At 38.6% G+C, this 23,857-nt stretch carries 17 protein-coding genes; 8 read left to right on the plus strand and 9 right to left on the minus strand.

Going from position 1 to position 23,857, the window contains the following annotated elements:
* Positions 1-63: 63 nt before the first annotated feature.
* From QNI15_RS17615 to QNI15_RS17655, 9 genes are all read right to left on the minus strand, one after another.
* On the minus strand, positions 64-1,398 hold the full coding sequence (locus QNI15_RS17615) for a hypothetical protein (RefSeq protein ID WP_314032798.1): 1,335 nt from the start codon (positions 1,396-1,398) through the stop codon (positions 64-66).
* Between the two features lie 12 nt (positions 1,399-1,410).
* Entirely contained in the window at positions 1,411-3,516 is a 2,106-nt protein-coding gene (locus QNI15_RS17620) for a type VI secretion system Vgr family protein (protein ID WP_314032800.1), read from the minus strand.
* A gap of 132 nt (positions 3,517-3,648) precedes the next feature.
* Positions 3,649-6,036, minus strand: a complete 2,388-nt coding sequence (gene tssR, locus QNI15_RS17625) for a type VI secretion system protein TssR domain-containing protein (RefSeq protein ID WP_313995972.1) — start codon at positions 6,034-6,036, stop codon at positions 3,649-3,651.
* Positions 6,037-6,219: 183 nt separating this feature from the next.
* Positions 6,220-7,143, minus strand: coding sequence for a PKD domain-containing protein (locus QNI15_RS17630; RefSeq protein ID WP_313995975.1), 924 nt, complete (start codon positions 7,141-7,143; stop codon positions 6,220-6,222).
* Positions 7,144-7,175: 32 nt separating this feature from the next.
* Positions 7,176-7,703, minus strand: coding sequence for a type VI secretion system TssO (gene tssO, locus QNI15_RS17635; protein WP_314032802.1), 528 nt, complete (start codon positions 7,701-7,703; stop codon positions 7,176-7,178).
* 16 nt (positions 7,704-7,719) lie between these two features.
* Positions 7,720-8,220 carry a type VI secretion system TssO gene (gene tssO, locus QNI15_RS17640; protein WP_313995981.1) on the minus strand — a complete coding sequence of 167 codons (501 nt, stop codon included), beginning with the start codon at positions 8,218-8,220 and terminating at the stop codon, positions 7,720-7,722.
* 97 nt (positions 8,221-8,317) lie between these two features.
* Entirely contained in the window at positions 8,318-9,688 is a 1,371-nt protein-coding gene (locus QNI15_RS17645; protein WP_313995984.1) for a DUF5458 family protein, read from the minus strand.
* 89 nt (positions 9,689-9,777) lie between these two features.
* Entirely contained in the window at positions 9,778-10,239 is a 462-nt protein-coding gene (locus QNI15_RS17650; RefSeq protein WP_313995987.1) for a type VI secretion system contractile sheath small subunit, read from the minus strand.
* Positions 10,240-10,997: 758 nt separating this feature from the next.
* On the minus strand, positions 10,998-13,475 hold the full coding sequence (locus QNI15_RS17655; RefSeq protein ID WP_314032804.1) for an ATP-dependent Clp protease ATP-binding subunit: 2,478 nt from the start codon (positions 13,473-13,475) through the stop codon (positions 10,998-11,000).
* Between the two features lie 737 nt (positions 13,476-14,212).
* On the opposite strand from QNI15_RS17655, the gene QNI15_RS17660 reads away from it, so the two are divergent.
* The 8 genes from QNI15_RS17660 (at position 14,213) to QNI15_RS17695 (ending at position 23,730) form a co-directional block, all read left to right on the plus strand.
* Positions 14,213-15,127 carry a type VI secretion system baseplate subunit TssG gene (locus tag QNI15_RS17660; protein ID WP_314032806.1) on the plus strand — a complete coding sequence of 305 codons (915 nt, stop codon included), beginning with the start codon at positions 14,213-14,215 and terminating at the stop codon, positions 15,125-15,127.
* 260 nt (positions 15,128-15,387) lie between these two features.
* A complete protein-coding gene (locus QNI15_RS17665) occupies positions 15,388-16,221 on the plus strand; it encodes a TssN family type VI secretion system protein (protein ID WP_313995997.1) in 834 nt (277 codons plus the stop codon).
* Positions 16,218-17,375 (plus strand): hypothetical protein, encoded by a 1,158-nt coding sequence (locus QNI15_RS17670; RefSeq protein ID WP_313995999.1) that lies wholly within the window; start codon positions 16,218-16,220, stop codon positions 17,373-17,375. The genes QNI15_RS17665 and QNI15_RS17670 overlap by 4 nt, the downstream gene beginning before the upstream one ends.
* Positions 17,376-17,414: 39 nt before the next feature.
* On the plus strand, positions 17,415-17,855 hold the full coding sequence (locus QNI15_RS17675) for a GPW/gp25 family protein (RefSeq protein ID WP_313996002.1): 441 nt from the start codon (positions 17,415-17,417) through the stop codon (positions 17,853-17,855).
* Between the two features lie 54 nt (positions 17,856-17,909).
* Complete coding sequence (locus QNI15_RS17680; protein WP_314032808.1) at positions 17,910-19,793, plus strand: type VI secretion system baseplate subunit TssF; 1,884 nt, start codon at positions 17,910-17,912, stop codon at positions 19,791-19,793.
* A gap of 59 nt (positions 19,794-19,852) precedes the next feature.
* Complete coding sequence (locus QNI15_RS17685; RefSeq protein WP_314032810.1) at positions 19,853-20,434, plus strand: hypothetical protein; 582 nt, start codon at positions 19,853-19,855, stop codon at positions 20,432-20,434.
* Positions 20,435-20,984: 550 nt separating this feature from the next.
* The gene (gene tssD / locus QNI15_RS17690) at positions 20,985-21,389 is read left to right on the plus strand and encodes a type VI secretion system tube protein TssD (RefSeq protein ID WP_313996011.1); all 405 of its coding nucleotides are present in this window, start codon (positions 20,985-20,987) and stop codon (positions 21,387-21,389) included.
* Between the two features lie 181 nt (positions 21,390-21,570).
* The gene (locus QNI15_RS17695) at positions 21,571-23,730 is read left to right on the plus strand and encodes a leucine-rich repeat domain-containing protein (RefSeq protein WP_314032812.1); all 2,160 of its coding nucleotides are present in this window, start codon (positions 21,571-21,573) and stop codon (positions 23,728-23,730) included.
* Positions 23,731-23,857: the final 127 nt, after the last annotated feature.

The raw sequence follows: 23,857 nt of genomic DNA on the forward strand, positions 1-23,857 counted from the left end.
CACCGACAGGTATAGATTCAGCACAGATAAACCTATACAAACAGAAAAATCAGTCTGATACATTCAGATCTGTGGTTGTAATGCGATGTATTTTCCTTTTTCAGATTGTGCATATAATAACTCCTGCCAGTCAAGACCATAAAGCCTTGTTAATCGCTGATGGATCTGATCTGACTCTTCAAAGTGTTTTTCCTGGCGACATTGTTCATAATAGTCATTTCCCAGGAGAAGAAAATCGGAGGTTTTTAGTATTTCATCATCTACCTGAAGACTCATCTGATACCCTTTCTGAGTAAATATACCAACTGGTTCACTATTGCCGTTTTGCTTATAGAGTGCAGCTGTCCGGTAATAGGCCAGCATAGCCTGGAAGTATAGCTGATGTTCCTGAGCTAGTTCGCCCTGACGGCTCATCCATTCTGCTGCTTTGCTCCGCTGAGCAGACATGCTGTACCAGGCACTCTTATACCCATATAACTGAAGCAATACAGGCACTATGGCGGGATCTGTACTTTTTATAGCCGCTCTGGCAATCTGAATACCTCTGTCGAGCAAAGATTGAATGGCGGTTTCCTTTTCAAAATGCATCAGAAAACCGGCGTAAACCAGATACGCTGTTGCCATCATACTTTGACTTCCACTTTTCTGAGCTGCCAGTAATGCTTTTTCTCCCCATTCTTCCACCTGCTGCTGATTGTTGGAGGCAGTTCCCTTACCCATTTGAAAAAGGCACTGGCGAAACTGTATTTCCGGTTGATTGGGATCACCACTGGTTGCTGCCTCTTCCAGTGCCTGTGCTACATTCAGATCACCACATGGAATGTGTAGATAGGTATCCCGAAATTTTTTCTGAATTTGTTTAAATAAAGGCGTATTCAGTTGCTCTACCACCATTAGCCGGATTCCAGAATGGAGTTGAGGAAGTATGGTTTTGATCCAGATCGTATATCCTTCTACATGGGAAAGCAGACGAGGAATTAAGCCAAGTACCAGAGGTTGCTGAGCACTACCATATACCTGATAAAAACGATTGAGTAGCTCTATCAACAGGCTATCAGCATTTTGGGTATGCTGTATTTCTTGAGAGAAATAGTCAAACCCCCAGTCACTGGCAGATACCTGGCCGGATTCTACCCACATCTTTAGCCAATCCTTGATCAAATCAGCACTGAATGTTTCTACATCCTGAAAGGGTGTCAGTAAAACCACAAACAGTTCGGGCATACTACCCTGTACAGAGGATTCAATTTGGCAAAAGGCATTGAGCATCTCAGCCTCATCTTCTCCCATTTGCCAGCAGGCAATTTGCCAGGAAGGATTAGATGCTGTTGCTTTTTCCCATTTGTACTGCATTTTTTCCAGACAGCGGGCAATAGGAGAATGTGCGTTATGATCCATAGCCGATACTGGTTAGTTAATGTTTACAATTCCTCCTTTGATTGTGGTAATAGCTTGTCCCTGAAGGTCGATCATTACCCCTTGCATTTTCAGACTTGCATCTGCTGCCGTTTCTATACTGGGTGCATTCATCTTAAGTGTAGTGGTACTTTTGATGCTTGCCTCTTTGGTGGAACTGGCAGCCAGGCTACCTTTGCTTGTAACATTTATTTCTGCCTGTGCTGTAATATCTACTTTGGTATTAGCAGAGGAAATTTCCAGATCATTTTCTGCCAATACATGAATCTCTTTTGATTCTATAGTAAGTTTATTAGGTGCTTTGATGGTCATCGTGCCATCTCCATGCAGAATGATGGTGTTTCCACTTGGATCACTGACAGTGACACTTCCCTTATCATCATCCAAAGTCACTGTGCTTCCGCTTCGGGTAGTGAGACTTTTGGTTTTATTGCCCTTTCCGCCACCACTACCTATCTTTCCATGGTGGAGGCTACCCAATACAAATGGTGCATCGGGATTGCCGTCTTTGTAACCTACCATCACCAGATCACCTTCTTCCGGAATAAATACAAACCCTCTGTTTTTGGCTACTTTGTCACCATTACCACCTGCGTCGGGACTCATTACCCGTATCCAGTCGCTCATATTATCTCCATCCTGCCACTGAAACTGTACCCGTACCCGTCCCTGTTGCTGGGGATCATCGTTTTTGCGTACTACTGCCAGTTCAGGTTCGCAGGATGGTGAGGGAATGACCGGGGAAGGAATAATATGAACATCACCTGCTATGGCTTTGAAGTGACTAATGTATTTGCCTCCGGTACCAAGGTGATGTGTGATTTCTGTGATCAGGTATTCGCCCAGTTCTGTTTCTCCCAGCATGATCTTTACCTTGTAGCCTACAGACAGATAGGGAGTTTTACAATCTCCACTGATACTGAATGTTCCTGCTGCTGATACGGCTTTATTGACTTTAGCGGCCTGTTCCAGGCTCCCTGGAGTGCCTGCTCTTTGTATAGGTTTATTTTTGACAGGGTGAGAGAATAGGGTATCTGATTTCTCTACGGCCATATCTGCATAGTAATTGAGTCCGTCTACCTTTTGAGGGGACTGTTGTTTTAACAGTGTATCATCTGTACTCTGATAGCTTAGGTGGCTGAAATTCATAGGCAGCACCTGCATGTTCATCTGCAATCCTTCGATTTGGCGGGCATAATAGAGAGTATATTTGGGTAGCGAATCTGGCTTGCCCAAACATAGTTTCTTTCCATTGTAATAAAACCATTCGCCATACCAGGAACTAAGGCGGTTTAAAAAGGCAAATCCGGATTCCTGGTATTGAGCAGCATACGTCAGTTGCTGGGTATAACGAGGCTGGATAGCAACATCTAGTTTCCCTGCCAGGTTATCAGTTACCTCTTTGGCTATAGTCTGCAGATTCTTATTGTAGAAAGAGTTAAGATGAGGGCCATTATCCAGTAATATAGTCGGAGAGTAGCCACTTACAAGTATATCACCATTCAGTCCATTGGCTTCTATAAAAGAAATACTGGTGATAATACCCGTAAATTCAATTCTGTCTTCTTTGAGGTGAGAGCCTAAAATCGCCGTCAAATGCTTACCCAGCAGTTCCTGTGTCTGGTCAATACGATAAGCACGAGGTTGTTCCAGTTCAGCATGATATACCCTCAGCTGAAAAAAGTGATGTGTATTAAATGCCTGTTTTAATTCAAACGAAACAATTCGTTTAATCTGTTTGCCATCTACCAGAATTTGCCATTGCACCTGCTCATAAATACTTTCCATCGCTGCTGCAGATACTTCTTCCTGCGGTGTCTGAACTTCCTCAGAATTTGTAGGCGTCGTATTTTGAGTAGCAGATTGTTTCGACTCTGGCGATAGTACATTCTGTGTTGTATGTGACTTTTTAGGTGTGTTGGCAAGTACTTGACTACTTAACTGAATACCTGTTTGTATACCTTGCTGTGTTTGTTCTGGTATGTCAGTTTTCTGTTCTGTCAGTGAAACAGCTTTTTGTATGCCCACCTGCATAGCTTGTTCTTTGACCGTATCTTTGATCGCTGAGAGGGTTGGATTTTCTGGGTTGTGTGACGACATAAAAGATAAAAAAGAATGTTGGTTGATAGATAAAAGTTGTTGCTCGTGCTAAGTGGACTAATAGGGTTTTGTTGGGATATTCAGTGTCTGGTTGTAACGTTACTTGAGCAATCGTGTATAATCTGTCCAGTTCTAAAACCGGAAGGGGACCCAGTAATAATCCTTATTCAGAGATCTCTGCTTAACGATTTCAGGGTCATTGTAATAGGATCGTAATTTGGTATAATATTCAGACCATGTCTTGATTACTGTGTAGTAGGCAGAACCAGGCATTTTTCGTTTCTTTTTCAGATGTCGCATGGTATATGTGTGAAACAATGAATTGTCAGCATGATAGCCTGTAAACAAGTAGGTGATTTCTGACAGAGTGAGCCGTTTGGGTTTTCTGTCAAAGCGGATCTTCTTCTGTTTCTGGTACTTTTGAATCTCCTTTTTCAGGTGAGTATAAGCCTCTCTACGACTCATAGAAGCCTGTCTCTGCCAGGGTATGGCAAACCGATTAAAGTAAAAATGAAGATTTTCAAGTTCATCCATCGATACAAATACACCTGATTTACCATATACAGTAGAGTCAAAGAGGCTTGTTGTTAAGCGAACTGGTAAGGCATACATATCCAGGTCTGAATGCATTTGTCGGATAAATACTTCGGGCAAGGCTTCTGTATAGTTGCCAAAGTGATGGTGTAACCGTTTGTCTACATGGGTATAGATATTACCTACATACGAGTTGAAAATATTATCCAGTGATGAGATAATGCGTTCATTGTCCTGATATACCTGAGATAACAAGGTATCCAGGTATTGATTAACGGAAATAGGAGAGAGGCTTTGTAACTTATTTGGAAACAGAACCATGCTTTGCCACATACTATTTTTTGGATAATCCAGATAGAAAGACTGAAAGTCACTGGATTCTATCTTAAACTGATTTTCGCTTTTTACATCCTTGGGATTGGTTAGCATGCCCTTTTTCCAGGTTGATATCTGGTTTGCTAGCTGATGTACAATGCTTTTAGCATCAATGACAAAGTTGTTGTAGTCGTCAGATTGCCCACTATGTGTCTGTAATACAATCAGACGGGGTTTCACAGCGGTTAGTCGGTTTACTACAGACCTCCAGGTGGCATTGTCATTTTCGTTACTGGAGGTTGCTCCAATCACTACAATAATATTGGTTTCATTCTCTGTATTCCGTAAAAGCTCAGAAGCGTCTGCAAGACTTGTAAAAATCGCCTGTTTTTCTCGATTGGGACAATCCATTGCCTTGTTAAGCTTATCCTGAAAGAAGTTGACCAGAGAAACATAGTCGCCTGTAAGAGGAAGCTTTGTTTCTCCCATGCAATTATTTCGGAGTTCTTTGAGAAATACGGCTCCATAACGGACCTGCCGGAAATACGAAAAGCTATCCAGACGGATCTGAATATTTTGTAACACCGACAGTAACGGTTGTAAGGCTGATGCATCACCTCCTCCCCGGTTGGCATCTACAACAAAAACCAGGTTAAGATTACGGGCTTTTTTCTTGAGTTGTAGAAGTTTGGTATACGCAACTGTCGATCCGCCTACATTGTATACTTTGTTCAGATTTCTGTCAAATATATTGGTAAGGATTTCAGACTGCATCTGATAACGACTATTGATGCTGTCTGTCAGAGCGGTATAGGTTGGGAAGAGAGTTTGTACAAAGCGAGGGACAATATTGAGTAGACTGTCTTCCTGTCCTATCTGAGTTACTACCGCTGCACTATCAGACTGGGTAGCCAGAATGTCAATTGTATTTCCTGTTTTTGCTTTGTTATTTTGTGTAGCTGCTGCTACATTGTTTTTATAATAGGGTTGCCAGTAGGATCTTTCTCCCCAATGCGACAACAGACAGGCTGGTATCCAGCCTACCATCTCCACCTTGCCTGAGTCTGCACTCATTTGGCTGTTTTTTCCGATCAGAATGAATTTTTTATCATCAGAGGCTTTGTATGCATAGACAATGGAAGAAACCGGAAGCTTTTGAGAAATGGTACTGGTGAAATCTGGTGAATTGTATATTTTAACCTGATTGCCTTCAAAATAGCGTTTGGGATTTTCAAATATCTCTGTGTAGTTGTTCCGGATTACAGTAATAAACTTGGCGTGGTGTTTATTTTTCAGTTCAACAAAGGCACTGCGGCTCATCAGCAATTGTGAACGGTGAACCCAGCCCGCATCTTCCATTTCTTTCCAGTTGGAGACAAGCCGGAACCACTTGCGAACGCCTACTTTAGGATTGTATTTCATCAGGTGTATGTAATCACCCTTGGTCTCAATCACATAAAAAGCATCCATGAACCCATACATCTTCAGCCGGATGTCGCTTCCGGGTTCTACATACGAACTATTTTTCTCTCTGTCAGAAAACACGAGCCAGCGTTTCTCAAGAATGAGTCCGTTGCCAAGTTTTGTTTTGCTGATATCATGGTCGTCCAGATTATATAAAACGCCTTCAGGAGTTTTGTATAGTCGTGTAGATCGTTTGACCTGACCCATAACAGAAAAGCTGCACAACTTTTCCAGTATGAGACAGACGATGAGAAGGATAAGTACATTTCTCGTATATGTAAATACGGGCTGAACTTTCATTTAGGATACTTTAAAATGTAGACAGGATGAGCTGGTTTCTGAATTTGGTTGTTCGTGGTTTGTTTTAACGGTAGTGTACTACGTGGTTTGTTATCTGAGTGCACTTATCTGTTCCTGCTTTTGCTGATTAATTTCCAGCTTGGTGACACAGGAAAATGCGGTGTCAACAGTTACTTTAGCTTGCTGGATATATACATGGTTGTCATAATGCAAGCCACTGCAGTAGCTAAAGAATTCATTGAATTTCTGACCATTGATTACAACAGGTATTTTCTCGTTTTTACATAGATACTTGTTGACCAGATAGTAATAATGTTGTCTGAAGTTTTCGTGATTGGCAATCTTTTGTAATCTGTATTTAAAGTCTTCATCCAATGCTCTGAATTTATCATCTACGCTGCTGGTATCTCCCAGTGCTCCCATAAAAGAGGGTGTAATGGTGATAGGATACCGGATAGGATATTGATTAATGTCTGTATGTAGTTCTATGATGTAGGTACCTGGTTGATCATAGGCATGGAGTACAAAAGGATCTTTGGCATCTTCCTGCTTGTTGTCTCCAAATGTCCATCTGTACAGTTTGGCTCCCACTCCCTTGACACGAAAGACCAGATTTTCATACTGCATAGCTTCTGTCGGACCTTCAATTGTCAGTATTGTATCTGACAGTGTGTGCTGTACAGTACGGGCTACTACCTTGACATGAAAGGTGTCAATGTAACGATCATTGATAGTCAAGGTAACAATGTAGTTACCTGGATTGCTGTATCGGTAATGACCACTTTTATCAAATGCAACCACTCCATCTCCAAAGTCCCAGCGCCATCTTTGGGCAAAGCTGGTCTGGTCGACAAACTGCAGCGAATCTGTGAGATACATTCGTCTGCGACTGATGTCCGCTTCAATGTCATAGCTGGATGGATACAATACCCTGGCCAGCCATACGCCACCTGCCAGTGTTGCAATGACAATGAGAGAGATATAAAATTTCCTGTCAGCTATAATAAGGCTCATACATCGTTAGAAAGTGTTTGCAGAAATGGCTTTTATCGGTTCCCGATCCGGGAGTTTTCCATCAGCTTTTTCTGATTGAGTAAATCCTGTTTTTGTTTGAATCCTATTTCACAATCGCCCAGTTGCTTCTCAAAAAACAGAAGGTTCTGATTGGTTTTGGCAAGAACGAGTTTGTCTTCGTATTGCATGGTTAAAAATGAAGCAGCTTGTGTAAAACCTACTTCTCTGAGATCTCCATTACCAGGATCGTAATAGCTTCTCAGATCTTTGATAGATCGTTGAATGTCACGTTCCAGAAATATCTGGCGAGTATTACCTGACATTTGCAGGATCCGAGAATTGACCTGGTTAATAAACTCGGCAGCTTCCTGTTGCTGTTTCTGAAATGCTTTACCTTCTTCCAGTTTCCTTTTAGAAAGTTTGTAGTCGACAGAAGTAGCCATAAAGGAGTTCTTAAATAACAGGAAGGCCAACGCACTCATGGCTATCAGGTAGATAAGCAACAGATTCAAAAATGACATTCTCCTTTCCTTTCGGGTAAGGTTTACATTGGCTGGCATAGTAATGTCTTAGATCTTATTTAAAGCGAACCGGATTGTAGTCAACCTTCTTTTTTGTGTCACTGTATTTGTTCATACAGTCATGGAGTGACTTCTTCAGAAACTCTTCCCGAACAAGCTGACTATTGATGCTGTCTTTGCTCATCAGCATGGGATTAACCAGATTGATGAGTTTACGATAAAGTAAAAAATGACTGGAATCAGAGGTTTGAATAAATTTCTCTATCTGTTCTTTCTCGTACGAAATACGTGTCTGCATAAAAATACTGTTCTGAATCTTGTCTGTATTCAGTAGTGACATATCATACAGAAGAGAATCAATTTTATGACTGAGTATAATCTGCTTATTCTGTATCTCGTCGTATTGATCTAATTGGTTGGTTGTTTCACTGATTTGTACTTCTCTGGTTTGAATCAAAAAAAATACACTCAGCACAGAAACCCCCAGAAGTATAATCAGATAAAGTATAAATACTCGGAACCCTCTTTTTACTTCGTTGTCATTCAGCGGTTTCATGTCTCGGGCTTTTCAAATCAATTAAATAGCACAGATATATCTGGCAAACAGAAAAATGCAGCAGGTAATACAGCTTGTATACCTGCAGCACAAATAATTATCCTTGCTGATACTCTGTGTTCCAGGTTGAGTTTTCGTCTTCTCCTTTGTGGCCATCCAGTTTGATTACAAAGCTTTTGGCTGGAAAATAAGGTGTAATATGAATATCCAGCAGGACACGATCTTTTTGTTTTTCATCCCGCTCAAAACGCATGATTTTGAAACGTTCGATGAGTTTATCAGGACCTTTGATTCCATCCAGGAAAGAAACAATCTGACCACGTAGTTCAGCTTCAGCTTTGCTGTTCCAGTTTTCAAAAGCCCGTCTGTTCAGGAAGTCAAACAGCACTTTTGTGATATAGTCAAATACCCGTACCACGGAATAGGTTTGCAGGCCGAGATTATCTCCGTTAAAAAGTGTTTTGGCAGAGAAGGCCATTACTTTTCCATATTCAGATACCATTGGTACCAGACCAATTTTTTCGAGTTGGGAAATCTCACTTTTCTGCAATTCAAAGCGAACAGCATCTACTTCATTGATGCCTCCATACTTTTTACCCGCTGCCACCTGAGACATAAGGGTGCTATAGATTTTACCTGCCAATGAGGAGGAGCCCGGAATAAATACATGTTCTTCTTCACCTACTTCTTCTGCCCGTCCACGGCCTACCAGGTAGTTACAGGTCATGATTACATTGCTACGATATACATCACCTCCGGTAAGATTAGCTGAGGTAAACATTTCAATGACATCATCTGGCTTGTCAAGGTCTACAAAGTCTGTTACCAGCATAACTTTGTTTTCATTGGCGATTTTTGCCCATTTTTCCAGAATCTTGTTGCTACCGAGGTAACCAGGTAGTACACACAAAGAATAGTTTTCGCGTAAGTCCAGCTTATCGTAACTTCGCTTAAATTCAGCGGATATATAGTCTATGAAACGTGGATTATCCAGATCGGTCAGTTGCTCTGTGTTGGCATTGATGATCGTAACATTATTGACTTTATCCAGTTCAGAGTTTTTGTAAAATTGGGCTACAGTACGATAGCTTACTTCCAGATCATGTGTCCGGTTCAGTGTTTTCTTTAGATTTTTCTTCAGTGTATGATCTGCAATTTCTGCTTGTTTATTGCTTTCATCAATCATATCCGCTACTGAGTCAGCACTTTGCAGTAATTTAAGCCAGGTATCGAGTTTTTTCTTTAAAGCCTGGCGTTCATTTTTCTTTTCCGGATCAGAAAGAAAGATCTGCTTGCGTGCTTTTCTTTCGGGATTCAGGTTTTGTACTCCGTCAATGGTACTTTCCAGAAAACTGAAACCACCGGCTTTGGCTAGCTTTTTAACTTCATTATCTAAGTTTTCGGGAGCAAGTTCCTGTGTATAGGAATAGTTATCTACGACAGAAGTAGATGTCTGTAAATTGGCCATAACTAAATAAAAAATATCTTAAAAGTGATGAAACTGAAAAAATGCGAGAAGAGTCAAAAAAATGTACTGGTATAATGACTATTACTTACTTAATTCTCTTCCTGATCCAATTCATTCGAAAGGGCTTGTAATGCATGTGTAAATGCTGCTCTGGTTTCAGGATTTTCCAGAATAGCTTTCAGTACCTTGTTCGATTTGAGTTGCTTCACAATTTTAGCATACTGATCTTTCTGTATGTTTAAGTCTTTTAAAAACTCGCTTTGTTCGGTGATATTTCGGGCTGTAAAGTCCCCTAGGTGTTTGAATTTGAGATGTTCATTTATGGTTTGCCCATCCTGATCTTCAAACTCAATATTGACATTGGGTTTAAAATAGTTAAATACATCTTCAACCGTTTTAAGGTCATATACAGCTTCAGGATTAAGAGGGTCTTCGTCTGTCAATTTTTGTGCAATAAGCGTTTTATTGCCTTGTATTTCCTGAATGGCTTCAGATGCATCTACTTTAACTTCGTTACCTCCGATACCATAATTGTACAATCCTGATGACATAGTAGTAGTGTTGATTGGGTTTATACTAATTGATTTTTGTTCTTCTTTCGTTGTGGAATCTGCGTTGTCTAAACTACTAGTTTCATTTTTATTTATTTTTAGCGCTTTTTTTATGAAACTAAATAGCTTTAGCATTTTGGTTTTGTATTGGTTTTTAGCTTGTAGATGTATACTTGTTGATATTTATTTTGTAGTGATTGTTACTATCGGTAAAATTATAGGCTTTTGATATCGATTGAAACTGACTTTAGGAAAATACTAGGGATTGTAAGTCTTTAAATGAAAATGAAAAAGTGTAAAATTGATTAGTGTATAAGAATGAAGATATGTAATTAATTTGATTGTTACTTATGTCGTTGTGTTTCAATGAAGTTTTCTTTGGAGTAGTATAAGTTTTGAACAGATTATAGATTGTAAAGACTGTTCTTTTAGCTGTTTTTTATGTAAATAGATATGTGTATATATCAAAAATGCGGTGTAATAAATATCTGATATAGTGCAGGTAAATACTGTTTATATTTAATAGTTAATGTTTTGGCATTTTACTGTAACTATTTAGTGAGATGTGATTTAACTCTGTTTTTAGGTGTAGGATTGGTATACTGAAATATTTTTATATTATTCTTTTTCGATTCTTAATCTATATTTAAATCAAAACAGCCTTAATTATATATAATTAAAGCTGTTTTGATTTGCTGTTTTATTGTATATTATAGAGTGAGAAATAATATAGTATGATACTGTAGAAATTGTTTATTTTAATCTGTAGATACAGATTGCCACAGAAGTTCTTCATTTTTATAATGTAATATTACCTTGTCTCCTTTATTAATTTGGCCGGCTATGAGCTTTCTGGAAAGAGGTCTTCGTATCTGATTGCGTATAATACCTGAAATTGGTCTGGCGCCATATTGAGGGGTAAATCCATTGGTAGCAAGATGCTTTTTTGCCTCTGGTGTTAATTCCAGTTCAATACCCATTTTGTTAAGTGTGGAAAGGAGAGATTGTATCTGAACTTCCAGAATGCGTACTACATTGTTTTCATTGATAGGAGCAAAGGGAATAATTTCTGTAAGTCTCCCAAGAAATTCAGGGCGAAAATGCCTGCTCATAATTTCGAGTAGTTCATTTTGTTTAGGCATCTCCTGATTGTTGAATTTTTCGACAATCCAATCGCTACCGATATTGGAGGTGAAAATGATCAGCGCATTTGAAAAATCACCTTCTTTGCCCAGTTTGTCATGAATAACCCCTTCATCCATGATTTGGAGGAATATATCAAAGACAGAGCGATGAGCTTTTTCTATTTCGTCAAACAGTACAACTGAATAGGGATTCTCCCGAATTTTATTTACCAGCATGCCACCCTCTTCATACCCTACATAGCCTGGGGGCGCTCCATACAACAGTGCAGCCGAATGTTCTTCCTTGAATTCAGACATGTCAAACCGGATCATGGCTTTTTCATCGTTAAATAAAAACTCTGCAATGGATTTTGTGAGTTCTGTTTTACCTGTACCCGTTGGTCCCAGTAAGAAGAAGGAGCCGATAGGTTGTCCCGGTTTATTGATGCCACTCCGATTTTCTATGATTGCATCTGTGATGACTTTGAGGCCATGATCCTGTCCGATAACCCGTCGTTTCAGGTATTCCTCCATATTAATCAGGCGTTCTTTTTCCTGGGATTGAATCTTTCCAATAGGAATACCGGTTTTATAAGCAACTATAGCAGCGAGTTCGTTTTTGTCTACCTGTTCGAATTTTTGTTGAGATAGTGTATGTAAATCTGAGAGTTTCCGGGTCAGGTATAGTTTGATTTCCTCTGTTGTTTCCAGATTTTTAAAATCTGTTTCGTCTGTTAGCATACCAAGCAGTATAGGACTGATTCTGTTTGTCAGTTCATTGTGAAGCCACTTTAACTCCCTGGCTTGTTCTGTTTCAGACCAGTCTGTATTATTACAAATAGCTTCAAATTGTTGCTGAAGCACATTAATATCTTTACTGCTGGTTTCTCCGGTTAGTTTAATCGAAGCCATTGTCATGTCAAGCAGATCTAGAGCGCCATCCGGCAGGTGTTTATCTTTCATGTAACGTTTAGACAGTCGTATACATTCTGCGAAGGATTCTCTTTTTACCACTATCTGATGGTGTTGTTCATAGGTCGGAGATGCAATTTCAAGTATTTTTATACAGGTAGCCTCGTCTGGTTCCTGCAAGGTGATGATTTCAAAACGTCGGCTGAAAGCTTTGTCTGGCTCTATGGTTTTTCTGTAGTCTTCTATGGTAGTTGTACCAATAAAAATAATTTCATTGCGGGCTAGTTCGGGCTTCAGCAGACTGGCAATGCCTGTGTACATAGGATTTTTTGTATCGAGGAGTGTATGAAGTTCCTCAATCAGTAATATTCCCTTACCTTGCCTTTTTATTTCTGCAATCACCTGTTGCAGGCGATCTTCTACTTCTCCTTTATAGGTTGCCCCGGCTGCCAGACTACTGAGGTTTAGTTCGTATAGTCCTATTTCCTTAAAAAGGAGAGGGATGTTGCCTTTACTTATATTTTGTGCAAATCCCTCAATGAGTGCAGATTTGCCAACGCCGGGCTCTCCTAAAAGTAGCACATGCGACTTGTTTCTGCGGGAGAGAATTTCAATCATCATCCGAAGTTCCCTATCTCGTCCAATGATAGGGTCGAGTTTGCCTGCTGCTGCCAGTAAGGTTTTATTCTGACAGTATCGGGTGAGAGCATCTGCTTTTTCAGATATCAATCCTGTGTTTGTTGAGGGAAGAGGAAAGTTGGGGGGCTGCGAGTTTCTTTCAAGAAATGGAGCAAGGATATCTTTTTCTTTGAGAGGAAATGTTTTGAGTTGTTGAGAAGAAAAGCCTAGATGTGGCTTACACAAAGCTGCCAGCAAACAAATAGCTGTTGTTTCTTCCAGTCCCAGTTTTCCCCGAATTGTATCCGCTTCATCCAGTACACTTAGGGCAAGTGTACTCATCTCTGCATGTCCGGTTTTTAGTTGTTTGGGTAGATCCTCCATACGTACTTCTGCCCATTCAGTGATAAAATACGGATCATGTCCCAAAGAAGAGACAAATCCTTTCAGACTTGTTTCGTTGTGCATTGCTGCCCGTAAAAGGTGTGCCGGTTCTATATATTCATTTTTGTATTCACTGGCATAGCTTTGTGCTATGTGAATAATCTGTTGGATAGTATCAGAATAGAGAATCGTATTCATGCTGGCTTGATATAGAGATTGATGATATAGATGGTTTTTAGAAACAACTATAATGTTGATAATCAGATATATGAAATATGTCTGTTGCTGACTTGAAAAGAGAATGAGAAAAAAATAGTCCTAAAAAAATATATATTACTAATGAGTGGTTTTTTGTTATGGCAATTTTAGAATAAATAGGGGTTTAGTTTCATTTTAAAAATTGAAAATACTTGCCTTGTAATGAAATGTGTGAAAAATAAGTTTCCGTTTCTATACTTAAAAATAAAACTATAACTATGTTGGTGATTTATATATAGGAGCCTTGTTAGTAAAGAAATATGCTGTTAGATAGGCTTTTTAATGCTTTTTCTACTGAATGGCAATCTAGAGTTCTTTTGTTTTTTATTATAAGATAATAGAATTTATCTGTCTGTTTGGATCGTTATAGGTGTGTTTTAATAGCATTATGATTTAAAATTGGTATTTTGATTTGATACTATTGATTTACAGTATTATACATTGGATATATATAGGGATTTTAAATAAATGTATTTTCTATATATAGATAAAAGTGTAGTTATTAGTCTGAATGTATAGAGGTAATATTTTCATATACTGTAAGTAAACTACTACCCGATTCCATAAGAAATAGGTTAAATACCATAGCTTATGTATTTAGTATCCAAAATATGCATTTGTGTTGTTTCAAAATTTTGGTGTGTTTTAACATCAGTTAAAGCTATGCATACATAAAGATGGACTCAATCAATGAAATTTCATCTGATTATAAAGTAGAACAAATTGCAGCTCATTTGTTTGAATTGTTGGGAGTATTAGATCCTATTATTGTTCAGAGAAAGAGCTCAAGTTCTCGTCCTTACAATAAGGATATAGCAAGAATATACAACGACACATCCGAATTTGATTTGTCTACCTTATGGATATTTGAGACACATCGAATGCGGATCTATGATTCTCTTCCTGAAAATCTTTTTCATGAACCAACACTAGGTGCTGTTTTGAGTACAGAAGAGGAAATTATAGAGCAGATTCGCAGAAGAAGGGATGAAGCACAGGCCGCTAATCAGTTTTTTGCTCCATTCGAACAGGAGCTGTCTTATCTGACTGTGGTGATGCATTTTATTGAAAATAAGCTTGGGCAGGTAGTAGCGCCTCCTGTTATTGACATTTTTGCACACTACTGGCCTTTTTTAAAAGAAATCGATTCTGTATCGGCCATGATTTTTTTGTATATCCTGCCTTTTCTGCATAAGGTCAGAGGAAACTATGCCTGGATGGAGAAATATCTGTCTCTTTTTATCGGGGCTCCTGTGCAAATCAGAGAAGAACAGAATAAAGTAATTCCTGTAGAAGAAGGCCAGTCCTATTATGTTCTTGGAGAGCAACATCTGGGAGAAGATATGCTGCTGGCAGGTAGCTTCTATGATGGAGAGATTGATATTGTCATAGAAATAGGACCTGTGAAAGCTGACAAGGTTGACGAATATAAGACTGGAGCCAGCTTTAATGCCATTCTGCAGGAGATTTATCGGTTTTTTATTCCTGTTACTAAAAGATATCGCCAATATGTGTTTGTAGAAGAAGAAAACCGGGGGTTTGTATTGGGAGGTTCTGATTATAGTACGCTTGGATTTAGTTCATATTTGTAATGAAGCTGTTTACACAAATTTTAAAGAAGCGAAAAGAGCAGGTTTTAGAGCGAACCTATTAGGCTATGGGCCGAAAAATAGGTGAAGGTGCAGCCTATGTGTTTTAGTTCTTAAAGAACTTTAATACTATCTGCCTTTGCAGCCTTTATAAATTTGTTTAAACAGCTTCAATATAACAGATTGTATTTTTTTGACTTTAAAATATCTGTACAAAAATAATAATTGTTTACATGGTATTCTGGCCCTTTTTTTTGAAGTATTTGCTACTTCCTATTATTGCTCTCTTGCTGATTATTCCAGCCTGGTTACTTAAAAAGAAAAATGCAGTGCTGGATAATAAAACGTTGATTTTATTTGTCCTGCTCTCTGGTGCAGCAATAGGTATTCAGGGTTTGTGGGGAATCATAGGCGATGTTTTTTCACCTTATTATTATGTTCTGGCTCAGGCTGTATATCTGATAGGTGGTGTGCTATATGTACAGGGTTTGGCAAGGTTCATTACGAGTAAGTTAAAAACCTATGTTTTAATTACTGAGATAGTGGTTACATTGTTGGTACTCATAGCCGGGATGGGCATCTTTTCTATACTATACAATCTTTTAAGTCCGATTTCCAATGGTTTACTCGCTTCTTCGTGTTGTCTTGCCATCGTAATTCCCTTGTTGTTTTATTGGACATATCTGGCGTATCTGCATATTCCTGTAGATATCTATAAAATCTGGCAGTATAATCCTGCTATCGTAGACCCCAAAAAGCTGGAAAGTGTAGATTTTACGAAACTAATGGTGCTGGAGCTGGAATTTGGTCGGAATATTCAGGATGAAGAACGTATAAAAGTACAGGCAAAAGCACAGGCAGCCATGAATTTTGGAGAGTGGTTTGGCATCTTCATTGAAAACTATAATCGCAAATTTCCGGATAGCCCTATTGTGGCAGAGAGTGAAGATGGAAATCCGCATTCCTGGATCTTTTATATACAGCCTTCCTTTTTCAGAAAACGCAAATACATAGATCCTGATTTTAGTATTCAGGAGAATCGTATTCGGGAGCGATATACCATTATTACCAAACGAGTTACTAACAATCAGGTATGAGCATACAAAAAAGATATCCGTCTGTTAACTGGATAGATGGAATGAAAATTACCCGGCAGCATCTGGTAGATACTGAGAATTATATCATGAATCAGTTGTATGATACATTCTCGGCACAGATTAACCAATTCAACTATGGACTTTTGCCAGCCAGAGGATTAGGTGACTATCTGAATGACTTTGTAGTGGAGAATAAGATAACCAAAGAAGTTGAGATTTCGCTTAAGACTTGCGATGCTATTACACTAAGTGGATTACGTATTACTATTAATAGTGAGATAGTAAAAGATGGTTTGGTATATAAGGCCTCGTACTCTGGAACAGGGGGAATTGTACATGACATAGATAAGGTTTACTATGTTGCTATTGTTATCAATCCCTACGATCGCCAGCCTATAGGAGATCTGGACCCGGTAGAGATTCCACCCAGACATCCTTATACTATGCCAAAGGTTGGCCTTACGTTGATGAGCAGTGAAGGTGTCAATACTGACAATACAGGTGGCTATTTCTTGATCATAGGAAAGGTAATACGAAAAGCAGATGGATTTTATAAGGATGCTGGTTTCATTCCACCCTGCACATCCATCCGAAGTCATCCGTTGCTGGTACGTTATTATGAAACCTTCGGGAGTATCATGAATGAAATTCAGTTGAATGCAATCAGTATTGTGCAGAAAATAAAAAACAAACAACAGAAGTCGGAGTTGGCTTACAATATTCGGATGTTGGTTGATGTATTGCTTCAGTACATTGCCCAGACCTACTTCCGGTTTAGGAATGTTGCCCATCAGCAGCCACCTGTTTATTCCATAGAGATTTTTTCGGCACTAGCTAATATCATGTATACTTCTCTGAATACTATGTCAGAGAAAGATAAGGAAGAAATGCTCAAGTACTTTTATGAATGGTGTGATGTGTTGCCAAGCAATTTTGAGAGTCAGTTGGTTACTTGTGTAGGTATACGTTATGATCATTTGAATGTAGGACAGATGATGAGTCATATAGAGCGGATGCTTCAGAGTATTTCGCTGATCGTGAGTCGTTTGAATACACTAGAGTATATTGGCCAACATAAGGAAAACCTGGTGGTGAAAGAAGAGGTAGTCAATCAAACTGCCAAAGAAAAAACAGGTTGGAGTATTCTGGACTAAGATTCTACCAAACAACTATTTTTCGAGAACTATATAGCTATGCATTCCAACTACCTGAAGTTTCCTATCCGGTTTTCAAAGATGCTGGAAGGAAAAGAGCTGGATACCTGCCTGGATACAGGTGACTCTATAGCACAGTATTTACAATTGTTGTTGATCACAAGGCCGGGTGAAAATTGTTTTGATCCTCAATTTGGATGTGCAATCTGGGATATGGATTTTGAACTGATTGTCAATGAGGGAACCTGGAAGGAAGGTTTTCGGCTAGCTGTTGCAGATGCGATTGTCCGGTACGAAAAACGTCTGGAAAATGTAAGAGTAGAGATTTCCATTGAAACAGTAGAACGTCATATAGGGGTTAAAAAGCGTCCCGAACTACGACGAAAAGCAATTGTATATATTCGTGCCAATATGGTACAGACTGGTGAACAGTTTACATTTAGTACTGAGTTATTTCTAAGTCCTTTGTCAGTGAATTAAAGGACAGCTAATAGTTCAGATAGACTATTTTATAGTAGAAATTAGTAAGAAGATATGGTATTGATAGGTAAGCAAGTTTCCAAAGAAGCAATAAATAACAGATTGCTGAAAAATGCCGCACATTTTTGGGGTGTAAAGAACATACATAGTCTGGATCCTTTTGTCAGACTTTTGATGGAAGCTTTGTCCAATGAGTTATTTAATGCTTATAATGACATTCAGAATACAGAGTCCCGGATTCTGGAACGCATTGCTCGTTTGCTTACACCTGATATGTATGTATCTCCAAGGCCTGCCCATGCTATTGCCTATTTGCGTACCCGTGAAGCAGGACAGACACTTCATGCGCATAGTCAACTGGGATTTCAGAAAAAGGTACAGGTGAAGGAGACTGGGTTGAATTTTACTGAGTATCCGGTAATTTTTACGCCTGTTGATTCAATTCGGTTATGGAATGCAGACGTAAAGTATTATGCCTCAGGGTCTACACTATATGGGTTTGATGAGCAACGGAATAAAGCTATCCAAGGATTTACAGATAATCCCTTGCCTTATCAGTGTGCTTGGGTGGCTTTGTCTGTCGATCCGGAAGAGCATCTAAAGAATGTATCTTTTTATGCCTCGTTTCAACCAGATGTGGATGACTGGATTTATACACTTCTACCTGTTGCTTTCTGGAAGACATCGGATGGCAAAGAATTAACTGTTAAGCCGAATTTATCATATGTTTCATCTGAAATAGGTGCCGGGCAAACAATAGAATCTGTTTTTTCGGATTATGAGGTGATGAAGATGCTTGAGAACGAAGTGAAAACAATTTATGGTAAACAATTTATTACGATAGAAGACCTTGATAAAATTTGGCAAAATCCCGATCCATATGCAGTGCCGGAAGCGATAAAGGAACGATTTGCTATCGTGAATTCAGGAAATCAGGAGCCTCTGGTGTGGTTACATATTGAATTCCCTTCTTATTTTTCGAGCGATATTTTGAATAGTCTTTCCCTGAATATCAATGCTTTTCCTGTGATGAATCGGAAGCCAAAGTTGTATTTCCATTCAATCAAAGAGATCAACAATGTAATTCCTCTTATTCCGGAAGCGTATGAAAACTTTCTTTCTGTAATTTCTGTGTCTGATGATAGAAAGAGGGAGTACTTCAATATTCCTCAAGGGGCTTCAGATATTGGCAAAGGACATTTTTCAGTTCGGTATGGTGGGGTAGAACGTTTCGATGAACGCAATGCCAGGGAGTTTATCAGTTATTTAACGGAATTGCTTCGGGATGAAGTGGCTTCTTTTGCTGCCTACGGAAAAGATTTTGTTGCCTCTGTAGTAAATGAGTTGACAAAGAAAATAAAAATGATTGAGCAAAAGGTGGAGAAAGATCCTAATAAAAACTATGAGGTACCTACTTACATCTTTGTGGAGCCTATTGACAATGCGGCTCAGACAATGGAAGTATACTACTGGCTTACCAATAGCTTGCTGGCTAATTCTATTCGGGCAGGAAGCCGCCTGTTGCGGATTTCTGTGCCTGTAGCTACTATAGGTGATCCTGTATTGCTCACCACTACAAGGGGAGGAAGAACCAAGTTACAATCGTTTGATCGGGTTCATGCTTATAAATATGCGTTGACTACCCGCAACAGGCTAGTGACTCAGGAGGATATCAAAAATTTCTGCTTTTATCATCTGGGCAATCAAATAATGAGAGTAGATATCCGAAAAGGACTACAACCTGGAAAGCTAAGCAAACAGGGATTAGTTGCTACAGTAGATGTTATATTGTTTCCTTCAGAAGAAATAGAGGTTTCAATAGATGGCTGGAAGGTGATTTGCTTAGATTTATTGAATCAGTTGGTTGCACATAGCATGGATGGAATCCGCTATCGTGTAATGGTTCAGTCTGATATAAACCAGGTAATATTGACCTGAGTCTGTTGATATATAGCTGAAAGTCGTACATTGCATTGTTTTGGTAGAAATCTCAGACAATGCAAAAGGAAATCTGTCTCATTCATGCATTTACTGCAAAAGAATCGTTTGGATTGGAGCTGGTTGAGGCCTATAGACTGGCATCTGTAGAGTTGGGCATTACATTGCATTTTACAGATATCCATACTCTTGACTTTGACCCTTTTATCTATCCAGGTAGAGCAGCCTATGAATTAGAAAGTGATTTAAAAGACGTTATAAAGTCTATTGTTTCTTCTCGTCACCTGGCTATTTTTATGCCTGTATATCAAGCCTATATACCCACATTAAGTCAGGCATTTTTCAATAAGATTTTTCAGACAGATTCTCTAGGGCGACTTCCTGCTCAAATATGGGGAAGTCATCCTGGATTGTCTCTCAAAACTGCCCGCATTATTTCTCTGCTGGATCATTACAGCTGGATGGAATTTAAAGTGGAACGAACAACTCAATATCATCCACTTAAAAAATCTGTTCTGGAAATCCTTGATTTTGGCAAAGTATATACTACAACCATTCCACCCTATTACAAACATGCCAATTCTGATTACCGTGATAAATGGGTAAAGAAGATAAAAATACTTGTTGAAAAAACATTCTAACTACTTTCCTTCAATAGTTATGTCAAAGTAGCTGGCAATATTTCCATAGTTGTTATTTCTTTTCAACTGGTATTTGTTAACGATTTGGTGTTTTTGTATTGGTATTAACTAGGTTTATTATCTATTGTTCTAAGAGAATTCTTTTTTTGATTGTTACCTGTTATTTATTTGGGTAATTTTTTTGATTGTTTTGCTACTTTTTTGCTCTTAATCTTACCTGCTTTTAAAATTTTTATTGATGAAAAGTTACTACTTGATTTCTATTCTCTGTTTTTGTCTATAAAATAGACGGGTTGGTCGACTTTAGTAAGCTTTTCATAAATGACTATGAGTAAATAGATTGACTGTACCTTAGGTAAAATAAGCGTTTAATAAAATAAATATTTGTATGTTTTTTTATGGAAGGTAACCGGCTTATAAGCGTAAAAAATATTTTTTGTAATGTCGTATCTTACTGTATTGTTATCTCAGAGCATTTGTAAATGTGTGATTGAATTCTCAAATTTGATACACAGTAAATCAATATTAATCACTTAAACATTTTACAATTATGGCTTTTCAAGCAAATGCAGAATGGAATGGAAGTAAATTTGTTGTCGAAAATTTACGTTGGGGAGCGTCCAGACAAATTGCGGCAGACGGAATGGTTTCCTCTGGTTTTCAGCAAGGTTTGGTACATTTAACAGTACGAGTAACAGAAGGAGATAACACCTTCGAGAAAGCGGCTAATAACCCGCATAAGCCCGTAGACTCAATCAAGATCAATCTGAAAAAAGCTACGGAAGATGCTACTTTGCAAAAAGTAGAATTGAAAAATGCTTATCTGGTAGATGTTCGTGAAGAATTTGATGCCAATAATTCATCACCATTGTTGATTACCTATACATTTTCATGCCAGACACTGAAAGTAGACAGTGCAGAAGTTACCGCTGCTACAGACTGGTCAAAGATCTAATAAAGATCTATTTTTTCAACTGTGGTCCCCTGTAGATGGTTTTCCATCTCAGGGGTTTTTCTTTTTAGAGAAGTATATAGAAGATAGCCATATAAGAACAATTCTGCTAGTTTTAACGTACGTACTTTAGTATTGTTGTGTTCTCATATATCCTATTATTCTGATTTTTACTATCTCTAAAATGGAAGAGTTAGAAGTAATCACTGATTCTCTCAAAGCAAACTGGGCTAGCTATACAGAAGTGAAAAAGCTGATAGTGAAAGGTGCCAAAGAAAAATTTCCATCAGAAATTGTTCAATTAAAGAATCTGGAGTATTTATCCATAGAAGGAGTTCCTATCATTACTAATTCTATCTTTGAATTGAATACGCTCAAAGAATTACATGTAAAAGGAAAGCTGACAGATAATAAATTTTCGAAATCCTATCCGGATCATTTTGATAAACTTACAGCCGTCACCCGACTCTCATTGGGGAGTGCGCCTGCTCCTTTTCCTGCGTCTGTCTGGAGAATGCCTGCACTGAAAACACTGACCTTGACTATTGAAGACTGCCGTAGTCTACCTCCGGGTAATTTTTCTTCTCTTTCACAATTAGAAGAACTTCATCTTATCTCCAATCATTTCTCAGATGAGGTTTTGACAGAGATAGCCTCTTTGTCAAATCTTCGTTCTATTACATTGGATGTAATCAATGTAAATAATTACCCGCTAAAGGCAGATTTATCTGCTCTGGGAAGAGTCGTTAATCTGGAAGAAATAGTAATTCGTAATGCTCAGCTGGATACTCTTCCTGTATCATTTAAAGAGCTAGCAAATTTGAAAAGCTTTCGGTTGGAGGCGACTAATCTAAGACGTTTTGAAACTTCATTAGTCCCTTATTTTGTGAATCTTCCGGAAAATCTGGAAAGCCTTTATCTGGATTATATAGGATTTGATGTAGTTCCGGACAGTATAGGTCGTTTGAAAAAGCTGAAGTCTTTGTATCTGACTTCCAAGTGTATTACCAAAGGATACGAAAATTTGCTTTTACTTAGCAACTGTGAGCAAATCTATTTTCGATTTTATCGTGGGGATAGTATCGACCCATTAGGTGAAAAAATTGAGTACAGTAAGGATAAGAAGACAAAATACAGTGAACTACGTGATTATGTTGAAGGAAAGGGGATGGATATAGAAATTCAAAAACAGTTTATGCGATTTGTATATAAAGACCTGGAAACATTTTTAGACAAAGAAACATTATTACACCTACTGGATTACCCAAACAAACGAATTCGGGAAGAAGCATTTGTCCAGTTGGCACCATTGATACGGAATCCATTTTCTGATGGCTTTGCGAAAGACAAGGCTGTTATATCATTAACAGGTAAAATTAAGCAGCGTAAGACACAGGAGCTGTCAGGTGTACTCAAGGAGAAAGGGTATATGTTCAGTCCTGTATTAGATAACAGTGTTACACATCTGATTATCTCACCAACCGAAAGAACGGATACATCTTTATTGTATTCTAGTACCGTTCAGCTGGCACTTCCCGAACATTTGATGGAACTACTGGAAAAAGAAGCAACACCTTTTTTGAAGGCAGGAGATGTAATACTGGAGGATAGTCTGATGGCTTTGTTGTTTTCAGAAGATGAAAGCAATACATTACTGGCTTTGGAAATGATGCTTGAAGGTGGAATTCCAGAAAACCGCTTTACAGAATTTGCAATCTGTTTTCTGATGAAACGATATCAGCAGAAAGAGACAAAAGAGGCTTTTCGTAAAGTAATCGAAAAACATTGTTCTACTATCTGGCAGCATTTTCTCAGGTCCAATGCACGAAAATCTATTCTGGAGGATTCCAATCACAAAATTATTCGCCATGAAGTGATCAAGCTGGACGTATTTCTGAGAAAAGGATTAGAAATTGGTTTCGCAACTTCTAAAGCATGGTTTGTTTATTTTTTCGATCGAATACTAGATTTTCAACCTGATCTGGCCGAATTGCCTGTGCGTTGCCTGATCACAGATCATACGTTGGATCTGATACAGGTGGATCGATGGAGAGAGTCTTCCCCTCTGAATCTTGGAAAATCTTTATCCCGTGGTTTGATTAATATAGCCAATTTGACACAAATCGAACGTGTTATTATCACAGGACGTGATTTTGCGGATCTCTCCACATCCAACTATTCATTCTTTGCCAATCTCAAAAAAATGCCCAATCTACAGGAGATTATCATAAGTGGTACTTCTGATCTATCGTGGGTGCAGGATAGGCTTGCCAAGACAATAGAAAAGGCTAGAAGGGAGTTGCCATCTGTTGTGATCACTCAGGAGAAAAATCCTTATTTATAAAAAAGTGGAGCAGATGATTAAATCTATTCATTTGTTTTCTGCAAAGAAAAAATATAGGTTATATATTGTTTTACTTTTAATAATTTGTACTTTTAATGCAAATAATTGCACGTTTTAAGATCAGTGC

The sequence above is a fragment of the Xanthocytophaga flava genome (genome assembly GCF_030068545.1).
Taxonomy (GTDB): domain Bacteria; phylum Bacteroidota; class Bacteroidia; order Cytophagales; family 172606-1; genus Xanthocytophaga; species Xanthocytophaga flava.